The sequence below is a fragment of the Micromonospora sp. NPDC023814 genome, assembly GCF_040639595.1.
Classification (GTDB): Bacteria; Actinomycetota; Actinomycetes; order Mycobacteriales; family Micromonosporaceae; genus Micromonospora.
The window spans coordinates 21,412-32,439 of record NZ_JBFAAF010000078.1 but is presented as its reverse complement, the minus strand read 5'-3'; the positions used below and the strand labels follow the sequence as shown (position 1 = coordinate 32,439).

The window sequence follows — 11,028 nt, the reverse complement described above, 5'->3', positions numbered from 1 at the left end:
CTCGCGTCGAACACCGGCGTACGACCCACCAGACCGGCCGCCATCCGCGCCGACTGCGCACCCTGACCCGGGAACACGAAGACGGGGCCGGCACCCGTTCCGGAGACGGTGCCCGTGACGAGGTTGCCCGTCGGCGTACCGGCCGCCAGCGCGTCCAGCCCCGCCAACAGCTCCGTCACGCCCACACCGACCACCGCGGCCCGCTGGTCGAACGCCGAGCGCGTGGTGGCGAGGGACCAGGCCACGGCGGCCGGGTCCAGATCCTCGTGTTGGCGGACGTGGCGGGCCAGCCGGGCGGCCTGCCCGGCGAGGGCGGCCTTGGACCGCGCGGACATGGGCCAGACGACGGCGTCCGAGGCCACGAGCGCGCGACTCCGGTCCGCGCCGGCCTCGGGCTCCGCGCTCTCGGCGGACAGTTCCTCGGCCAGCTCGATGATGACGTGCGCGTTGGTGCCGCTGATGCCGAACGACGACACCGCCGCGCGGCGGGGGCGGTCCACCGCCGGCCACGGCCGGGACTCCGTCGCCAACTCGACGGCGCCGGACGTCCAGTCGATGTGCGGGGACGGCTCGTCCACGTGCAGCGTCGCCGGGACCACGCCCTCCTGCATCGCCAGCACCATCTTGATCACGCCGGCGACGCCGGCTGCGGCCTGGGTGTGACCGATGTTCGACTTGACCGACCCGAGCAGCAGCGGCTCGTCCCGGCCCTGCCCGTACGTGGCCAGCAGCGCCTGCGCCTCGATCGGGTCACCGAGCGTCGTACCGGTGCCGTGCGCCTCCACCACGTCCACGTCGGCCGTGGTCAACCCCGCCGACGCCAGGGCCTGCCGGATCACCCGCTGCTGCGACGGACCGTTCGGCGCCGTCAAACCGTTCGACGCACCGTCCTGGTTGACCGCGCTTCCCCGCACGACCGCCAGGACCCGGTGACCGTTACGCCGCGCGTCGGACAGCCGCTCCACCAGCAGCACACCGACGCCCTCACCCCAACCCGTACCGTCCGCGCCCGCCGCGAACGCCTTGCACCGACCGTCCGCCGCCAACCCGCGCTGCCGCGAGAACTCCACGAAGAGCCCCGGCGTCGCCATGACCGTCACGCCGCCCGCCAACGCCAGGTCGCACTCGCCCCGGCGCAGCGCCTGCACCGCCAGGTGCAGCGCCACCAACGACGACGAACACGCCGTGTCCACCGACACCGCCGGCCCCTCCAACCCCAACGCGTACGCCACCCGACCCGACACCACACTCGCGGCGTTGCCCGTGCCCGCGAACCCCTCCACCTCGTCCGCACTGGCCACCATCAACAGGGCCCCATAGTCCTGACCATTCGTGCCCACGAACACCCCTGTTCGCGAACCCCGCAACACCCCCGGGTCAACCCCTGCCCGCTCCACCGCCTCCCACGACGCCTCCAGCAGCAACCGCTGCTGCGGATCCATCGCCAGGGCCTCACGCGGCGAAATCCCGAAGAAACCCGCATCAAACTCCGCCGCCTCGTAGAGGAAGGCGCCGCTGCGGACGTAGGAGGTGCCGGTGGAATAGGGGTCGGGGTCGTAGAGCCGGTCGATGTCCCAGCCACGATCGCCGGGCAGGTCGGACACGGCGTCCCGGCCGGCGTGCAGCATCTCCCAGAACCGCTCGGGGTCGTTCGCGCCGCCGGGGAAGCGGCAGGACATCGCGACGATGGCCACCGGCTCGTCGTCGCCGAGCGTCACGGGGGCGGTCTCCACCGTCGCGGCGGCCCCGCCGCCCAACTCCTCGTGCAGGTGCCGGGCGAGCGCGGTCGAGGACGGGTAGTCGAAGACCAGGGTCACCGGCAGCCGCAGCCCGGTCGCGGTGGCGAGCCGGTTGCGCAGCTCCACCGCGGTCACCGAGTCGAAGCCGAGGTCGCGGAACGCGTGGTGCGGGTCGACGGCTTCGCCGTCGGCGTACTTGAGGACCATGGCCGCCTGGTCGCGGACCAGGTCGAGCAGCGCCTGCTGACGCTCGGCGACACTCATCCGGGTGAACGCGCCGGCCGGCCCGGCCTCGTCGGCCTGCTTCGCCTCGGTGAGGCCCTTGGTCTTCGCGAGCGCCTGCGCCTCGGGGATCTCGGCGATCAGCGGCCCGGGTCGGGTCGCGGTGAACGCCACGTAGAACCGGTCCCAGGCGATGTTCGAGATGGTCAGGAACGTCTCGTCGTGCTCGACGGCCTGGTGCAGGGCCGCGACGGCGAGCCGCGGGGGCATCTCGGGCGCGCCGTGGCGGTGCAGCATCCGGCCGAACTCGCCGTCGGCCATGCCGCCGCCGCCCCAGGCGCCCCAGCCGATGGAGGTCGCGGGCAGGCCGAGGCCGCGCCGATGCTCGGCGAGGGCGTTGAGGAACGCGTTGCCGGGGGCGTAGTTGCCGACGCCGGAGCTGCCGACCGTGCCGGCCATCGAGGAGAACAGGATAAACGCGTCCAGGTTCCGGTCGCGGGTCAGCTCGTGCAGGTTCAGCGCCGCGGTGACCTTCGCGCTCAACGCGTAGTCGACCTGGTCCAGGGTCAGCGAGTTGATCACCGAGTCGTCGAGCACGGCGGCGGTGTGCACGACCGTGGTCAGCGGGTGCTCGGGCGGCACGTCCGCGAGGACGGCGGCGAGCGCCGACCGGTCGGCGGCGTCGCAGGCGGCCACGGTGACCCGGGCGCCGAGGCCGACCAGTTCGGCCTCCAGCTCCGCGATACCCTCGGCCTGCCGGCCGCGCCGGCTGAGCAGCACCAGGTGCGCAGCGCCGTTGGCGGCGAGCCAGCGGGCCATGTGCCCGCCGAGCGCGCCGGTGCCGCCGGTGACCAGGGCGGTGCCGGAGGGCCGCCACTCGCGGGTGGCGGGCGTGTCGCCGACCGGGGCGTGCAGGAGCCGCCGGCCGAACGCGCCGGCCCGCCGCAGCGCGACCTGGTCCTCCCCGTCGGTGCCGGTGACGACGCGGACCAGCCGGCGGCCGGCGGCGTCGTCCAGCTCGTCGGGGAGGTCGACCAGGCCGCCCCAGCGGTCCGGGTGTTCCAGGGCGGCGACCCGGCCGAAGCCCCAGGCGAGCTGCTGGAGCGGGTGCGGCAGCGGGTCGCCGGGGTCGGTGGAGACGGCGCCCCGGGTGAGGCACCACAGCGGTGCGCGCAGGCCCGCGTCGCCGAGCGCCTGGGTCAGGGTGACGGTGCCGGCGAAGCCGACCGGCACCGAGGGGTGGGCCGGGGCCGGCGTCTCGTCGAGCGCCAGCAGCGACAGGATCCCCGCGACGGGCGCGCCGGTGGCGGCGAACTCGCGCAGTCGGGCGGCCAGGGCCGTACGGTCCGTGCGGTCGGCGTCCAGCACGAGCGGTACGACGGTGCCGCCGTGCCGTTCCAGCGCGTCCCGGCAGAACGCGGCCTGGGCCGCGCCGGTGTCGTCGGGGCCGGTGACCAGCCACCAGGTGCCGGTGGCGGCGGGCTCGACCGGGCCGTCGGCGGCGACGGGCAGCCAGCTGTCCCGGTACCGCCAGGAGTCCACGGTGGCCTGGTCGCGGTGCCGGCGGCGCCAGGCGGCGAGGACCGGCAGCACGTCGGCGAAGGCGGCGTCCGGCACGGTCTCCGCCTCGGTCGCGTCGGCGAGTTCGGCGGTGAGGGCGGCCAGGTCTTCCGCCTCGACGGCGGCCCAGAACCGGGCGTCGACCTCGTCGTCGGCCACCGGGCCGGCCGCGCCGGCGGTGGGGGCGGTGGCGGCCGACGGCTGCGGCCAGTAGAGCTGCCGCTGGAACGGGTACGTGGGCAGGTCCCGGCGGCGGCCGGCGAGGCCGGCGAACGCGTGCCGCCAGTTCACCGGCGCTCCCCCGGCGTACACCTCGGCCAGGGCGCGGAGGAAGCGACCGAGGCCGCCCTCGTTGCGGCGGAGGGTGCCGGTGACGGTGGCCGCGCCGGGGTCGGCGGCGGCCAGCTCGACGCTCTCCTGCACGGCCATGGTGAGCACCGGGTGGGCGCTGACCTCGACGAAGGTCTGGTAGCCGGCGGCGACGAGGCTGCGCACCGCCTCGTCGAAGCGGACGGTCTGGCGCAGGTTGCGGTACCAGTAGTCGGCGTCGAGGGCGGCGGTGTCGAGCCAGTCCCCGTCCACGGTGGACCGGAACCGGACGTCGCCGGTGCGGGGACGCAGCCCGGCGAGCAGTTCCAGGAGCTGCTCGCGCAGCGGCTCGACGTGGACGGAGTGGGAGGCGTAGTCCACCGGGATGCGGCGCACCCGCACCTCGCGGGACTCGTAGTGGGCGACCAGCTCGTCCAGGGCCGCGCCGTCGCCGGAGACCACGACCGAGGTGGGGCCGTTGACGGCGGCCAGGGCGACCCGGCCGGCCCAGCGGGTGATGGTCTCCGTGGCCTCGTCGGCGGTGGTGGCGACGGAGACCATGCCGCCGTCCCCGGCGATGCCGGCGATGATCCGGCTGCGCAGGGCCACGACGGCCGCCGCGTCGTCCAGGGTGAGCGCCCCGGCGACGTGCGCGGCGGCGATCTCGCCCTGGGAGTGGCCCACGACGGCGGACGGGCGCACCCCGTACGACTCCCACAGCGCGGCGAGCGAGACGCTGACCGCGAACAGGGTGGGCTGGACGACGTCGACGCGCTCCAGGGAGGGTGCGTCCGGCGCGCCACGCACCACGTCGGTCGGCGACCAGTCGACGTACGGGCGCAGCGCCTCGGCGCAGGCGGCGAACTTCTCGGCGAAGACGGGGGCGGTGTCGAGGAGTTCAGCGGCCATGCCGACCCACTGGGATCCCTGGCCGGGGAAGACGAACGCGACCTCGCCCGGGGTGCCGGGGACGCGGGTGACGGTCTGCGGGGTGGGCCGGCCGTCGGCGAGCGCGTCGAGGGCGGCGGTCAGCTCGTCGCGGGTGGCGGCGAAGACGACGGCCCGGTGGTCGTGGGACGCGCGGGTGGCGGCCAGCGACCAGCCGACGTCGGCGAGCGTGGCGTCGTCGACGGTGTCGAGGTGGGCGCTCAGGTCCCGGGCCCGGGCGGTGAGGGCGTCGGCGGTGCGCCCGGAGAGCACCCAGGGCAGTTCCCCGGCCGGCCCGGTGGCCGCCGGCTCGGGCCGGGGTTCGTCGGCGGGTGCCTGCTCGAGGATGGTGTGCACGTTGGTGCCGCTGATCCCGAACGAGGACACGGCGGCGCGGCGGACGCCGTCGGCCGGCTCCCAGGGGCGGGCGGAGGTGAGCAGTTCGACGCCGCCGGCCGACCAGTCGACGTGGGGGGTGGGCTCGTCGACGTGCAGGGTCGGCGGCAGCACCCCGTGCCGCATGGCGAGCACCATCTTCATCACGCCGGCGACGCCGGCGGCGGCCTGGGTGTGGCCGATGTTCGACTTGATCGAGCCGAGCCAGAGCGGCCGGTCCGCGGGGCGGTCCTGCCCGTACGTGGCCAGCAACGCCTGCGCCTCGATCGGGTCGCCGAGGGTGGTGCCGGTGCCGTGTGCCTCCACCGCGTCCACCTGGTCGGCGGTCAGCCCGGCGTTGGCCAGCGCCTGCCGGATGACCCGCTGCTGGGCGGGGCCGTTGGGGGCGGTGAGTCCGTTGGAGGCGCCGTCCTGGTTGACGGCGCTACCCCGCAGCACGGCGAGGATCGGGTTGCCGTCGCGCTGGGCGTCGGAGAGCCGCTGGAGCACCAGCAGGCCGACGCCCTCGCCCCAGCCGGTGCCGTCGGCGGCGCCGGCGAACGGCTTGCACCGGCCGTCGGCGGCGAGGCCGCGCTGCCGGGAGAAGCCGACGAAGATTCCGGGGGTGGCCATCACGGTGGCGCCGCCGGCCAGGGCGAGGTCGCACTCCCCCGCCCGGAGGGCCTGCGCGGCCAGGTGCATCGCGACCAGCGACGACGAGCAGGCGGTGTCGACGGTGACCGCCGGGCCGTGCAGCCCGAAGGTGTACGCCAGCCGGCCGGAGATGACGCTGGCGGAGACGCCGGTGGCGAGGTAGTTCTCGTCGACGTCCCCGGCGGCCATCAGCAGCGAGCCGTAGTCCTGGCCGTTGGTGCCGACGTACACGCCGGTGCGACTGCCGCGCAGCGCGGTGGGGTCGATGCGGGCCCGCTCGAACGCCTCCCAGGTGCTCTCCAGCAGCAGCCGCTGCTGTGGGTCCATGGCGAGGGCCTCGCGGGGGCTGATGCCGAAGAACGCGGGGTCGAACTCGCCGGCGCCGGCGACGAAGCCGCCCTCCCGCACGTAGCTGGTGCCCGGGTGCTCGGGGTCGGGGTGGTACAGCTCGGCGAGGTTCCAGCCGCGTTCGCCGGGCATCAGGCTCATCGCGTCGGTGCCGGTGGCGACGAGGTCCCACAGCTGCTCGGGCGAGGCGACCCCGCCGGGGAACCGGCAGCTCATCGCGACGATGGCGATCGGCTCGCGGTGCAGGTGCGTGCCGTCGGCGACCACCTCGCCGGTGGTCTGGCCGGCGGTGAGGCCGTGCAGGTGGGCGGCGAGTTCGGCGACCGTGGGGTGGTCGAAGACCAGCGTGGCGGGCAGGCTCATGCCGGTCTCGGCGGTCAGCCGGTTGCGCAGCTCGACGGCGGTCAGCGAGTCGAAGCCGAGGTCGCGGAAGGTGCGGTCGGGCAGCGGTTGACCGGCCGGGTAGCCGAGCACGACCGCGGCCTGGGTGCGGACGAGGTCGGTGAGCTGCGGCAGGGACCGGCCGACCACCACGGCGCGGGCGGGCCCGGTGGGCACGGCGGGCACCCCGGGCAGGGCGGCGATCAGCGGGGTGGGCCGGCCCCAGGCGGCGGCGAGGCGTCCCCAGTCGACGTCGGCGACGGTGACCGCGGGCTCGGCGGTGTTGACCACCCGACCGAGGGCGGTGACCGCCTCGGCGGCGGGGAGCGGGTTGATGCCGCCCCGGGTGAGCCGGGCGGTCAGCGCGGCGGTCGCGGCGGCCATGCCGTCCTCGGCCCACGCGCCCCAGGCGATGGCGGTGCCGGGCAGCCCCCGGCCGCGCCGCCAGGCCGCGAACGCGTCGAGGTAGGCGTTGGCCGCCGCGTAGTTGCCCTGTCCGGCACTGCCGACGACCCCGGCGAGGGAGGAGAAGAGCACGAACGCGTCGAGGTCGCGGCCGGCGGTCGCCTCGTGCAACACCTGGGCGGCGCGGACCTTGCCGTCGAGGACGGTCTGCATGCGGGTCAGGTCGAGCCCGTCGAGGACGCCGTCGTCCACGACCCCGGCGGTGTGTACGACGGCGGTCAGCCCCGGCAGCCCGGCGACGAGGGCGTCGACCGCCTCCCGGTCGGTGACGTCGCACGCCACCACCCGCACCGCACCCAACTCGGCCACCAACTCCGCCGCACCCGGCGCGGCCGGGCCACGCCGCGAGACCAGCACCACCTCGCCGGCGCCGTTGGCCAGCAACCACCGAGCCACGTGCCGGCCCAGCGCACCCGTACCGCCGGTCACCAGCACCGTGCCGGCGGGCCGCCAGCCCGACCCGGCGGGCGGCGCGGCCGGCACCAGCCGCCGGCCGAAAGTCCCCTGTGGGCGGATCGCCACCTGGTCGTGGCCGGCGTCGGCGAGGACGGCGAGCAGCGCGTCCCCGGTGGTCCGGTCGGCGCGGGCGGGCAGGTCGACCAGGCCGCCCCAGCGGTCCGGCTGTTCGAGGGCGACGACTCGGCCCAGTCCCCAGGCCAGCGCGGGCCACGGGTCGGCGACGGTCTCGCCGCCGACGGCGACGGCGCCCCTGGTGAGGCACCAGAGCCGGCCGGGCAGGGCGGCGTCGGCGAGCGCCTGGGTGAGGGTGAGCAGCAGCGCGGCGCCGACGGAGACGGCCGGGGCGTCCGGCAGCGCCCGGTCGCCGTCGGGCAGCACGCAGAGCACCCCCGTCCAGCCCCGCTCGCCGTACCCGCGCAGCAGCTCGGCCAGCTCGGCGCGGCCGACGCCGGGGGCGACGGCGAGGGTGTCGACGTGCGCGCCCGTGCCGGCCAGCGTCCCGGCCGCACCGGCGTCGTCGGTGTCGGCGGTGACGACCAGCCAGCGGCCGGTCAGCGTCGCCGCCGCGGCGGGACGGACGAGTTCCCAGTCGATCCGGTGCGACCAGCCGTCCACGACGGCGTCGCGGTGTCGGGCCCGCCGCCACGACGACAGCACCGGCACGGCCGGGGCGAGCGCCTCGACCGCGGCGGGGTCGTCCTGCACGGCCAGGTGGGACGCCACCTCGGTCAGGTCGCCGCGTTCCACCGCCGCCCAGAAGTCGCCCTCGGCGGCGTCGGCCGGCGCGGCCTGCCCGGCGGCGCCGCCGATCTCCGGCCAGTAGCGCTGGTGCTGGAAGGCGTACGTGGGCAGGTCGACCCGCCGCGCCCCGGTGTCGGCGAACCACGGCTGCCAGGTCACCGGCACCCCGTGCACGTGCAGCTCGGCGAGCGCGGCCAGCAGCCCCTGCGGCTCGGGCCGGTCCTTGCGCTGCGCGGCGACGGCGAGCGCACCGTCCCCGTCGGGCAGGACGTCCCCGGTCATCGCGGTCAGCACGCTCTGCGGGCCGATCTCCAGGAAGGTGCCCACGCCCGCCTCGCGCAGCGCGGTGACCCCGTCGGCGTACCGGACGGCCTCGCGGACGTGCCGCACCCAGTATTCGGCGGTGCGGATCTCGTCGGCGTCGGCGATCGCGCCGGTCACGTTCGACAGGACCGGCAGCACCGGCGCGGCGAACGTGAGCCTGTCGAGCACCGCGCGGAACCTGCCGAGCATGGGCTCCATGAGCGGGCTGTGGAACGCGTGGCTGACCGTGAGCCGGCGGGTCCGCGCGCCCCGGTCCCGCCAGCGCCGCTCCACCTCGTCGAGGGTTTCGGCGGCGCCGGAGACCACGACCGAGGTCGGGCCGTTCACCGCGGCGATCCCCACCCGGTCGGCGAGCCCGTCCAGCGTGGCCAGCACGTCCGCCTCGGAGGCGGCGACGGCCAGCATCCCGCCCCCGGCGGGCAGCGCCTGCATCAGGCGGCCCCGCGCCGCCACCAGCGCGCAGGCGTGCTCCAGCGACAGCACCCCGGCCACGTGCGCGGCCGTGACCTCGCCGATCGAGTGGCCGCCCACGACGTCCGGCGCCACACCGAACGACTCGACGAGGCGGAACAGCGCCACCTCGACGGCGAACAGCCCGGCCTGCGTGAACACCGTCTGGTCCAGCAGCTCGGCCTCGGCCGTGCCCGGCGCGGCGAACAGCACCTCCCGCAGGGGGCGCGGCAGGGCCCGATCCAGGTACCCGCACGCCTCGTCCAGTGCGGCGGCGAAGGCGGGGAACTCCGCGTACAGCTCCCGGCCCATGCCGGCGCGCTGCGCGCCCTGGCCGGAGAAGAGCACCGCGAGCTGGCCGCGCGGCGACCCGGCGCCGGTGACGACGGTGCCGGCCGGCTCCCCGGCGGCGACGGCGCGCAGCCCGGCGAGCAGGTCGTCGCGGCCGGTCGCCGACACGACGGCGCGGCGGTCCAGGGTGGACCGCGAGGTGACCGACGAGAAGGCCACGTCGAGCGGGCGGAGGGTGTCGGCGGCGGCGAGCCAGGCGGCCCAGCGGCCGGCCTGCGCGGCGAGCGCGGCCGCGGACCGGGCGGAGAGCAGCACCGGGGACACCGGACGGTCGGCCACCACGGCCGGCCCGCCCTCGGCCTCGGCCGGTGCCGGGGCCTGCTCGATGATGGTGTGCGCATTGGTGCCGGACACCCCGAACGACGACACGGCGGCCCGGCGTGGCCGGTCGGCCGTGGGCCACGCGGTGGGTGCGGTGGCGAGGGTGACGGACCCGGCGGTCCAGTCGATGTGCGGAGACGGCTCGTCGACGTGCAGGGTCGGCGGCACGACACCGTGCCGGATCGCCATGACCATCTTGATCACGCCGGCGACGCCGGCGGCGGCCTGGGTGTGGCCGATGTTCGACTTGACCGAGCCGAGCAGCAGCGGCGCGGCGGCGCCCCGGTCCTGCCCGTACGTGGCCAGCAGCGCCTGCGCCTCGATGGGGTCGCCGAGCCGGGTGCCGGTGCCGTGCGCCTCCACCACGTCCACCTGCTCGGCGGTGAGCCGGGCGTTGGCCAGGGCCTGGCGGATGACGCGGACCTGGGACGGGCCGTGGGGGGCGCTCAGGCCGTTGGACGCGCCGTCCTGGTTGACGGCGCTGCCCCGCACCACGGCGAGCACGGGGTAGCCGTGCCGCTGGGCGTCGGAGAGGCGGGTGAGCAGCAGCATCCCGATCCCCTCCGACCAGGAGGTGCCGTCGGCGCCGGCGGCGAACGCCTTGCACCGGCCGTCGGCGGCGAGGCCGCGCTGCCGGCTGAAGCCGACGAAGACCGCCGGGGTGGGCATCACCGTCACGCCGCCGGCCAGCGCCAGCTCGCAGTCGCCGTTGCGCAGCGCCTGCGCGGCGAGGTGGATGGCGACCAGCGACGACGAGCAGGCGGTGTCGACGGTGACCGCCGGTCCCTCCAGCCCGAGCGTGTACGCGACGCGGCCGGAGATGACGCTGGTGGCGTTGCCGGTGAGCAGGTGCCCCTCGCCGTTCTCGGCCTGCGCCATCATGCCGTCGTAGCCGTGTGACGCCGCGCCGACGAACACCCCGGTGCGGCTGCCCCGCACCGCCGGCAGCGGCAGCCCGGCCCGCTCGAACGCCTCCCAGGAGGTCTCCAGCAGCAGCCGCTGCTGCGGGTCCATGGCGACGGCCTCGCGGGGCGAGATGCCGAACAGGTCCGCGTCGAAGTCGGCGGCGGCGTAGACGAAGCCGCCCTCGGTGACGTAGCTGGTGCCCGGGTGGTCGGGGTCGGGGTGGAAGAGGCGGTCCAGGTCCCAGCCCCGGTCGGCGGGGAACGGCCCGATCCCGTCGCCGCCGTCGCGGACGAGCTGCCACAGCGCCTCGGGGCTGTCGACCCCGCCCGGGTAGCGGCAGCTCATCGCCACGATGGCGATGGGCTCGGAGTCGCGGGCCTCCAGCTCGCGCAGCCGCCGCCGGGTACGCCGCAGCTCCGAGGTCGTACGCTTCAGGTACTCGACGTACTTCTCGTCCTCGTTGCTCACCGTGGACCTACCTCACTCGGCATGCCGA

At 76.1% G+C, this 11,028-nt stretch carries 1 protein-coding gene; it reads right to left on the bottom strand.

All coding sequences use genetic code 11. The features are described from left to right. Positions 1-11,000: type I polyketide synthase (locus tag AB0G14_RS29500; protein WP_357702952.1), on the bottom strand; the 11,000-nt coding region annotated here is incomplete at its 3' end. Between the last annotated feature and the right edge of the window lie 28 nt (positions 11,001-11,028).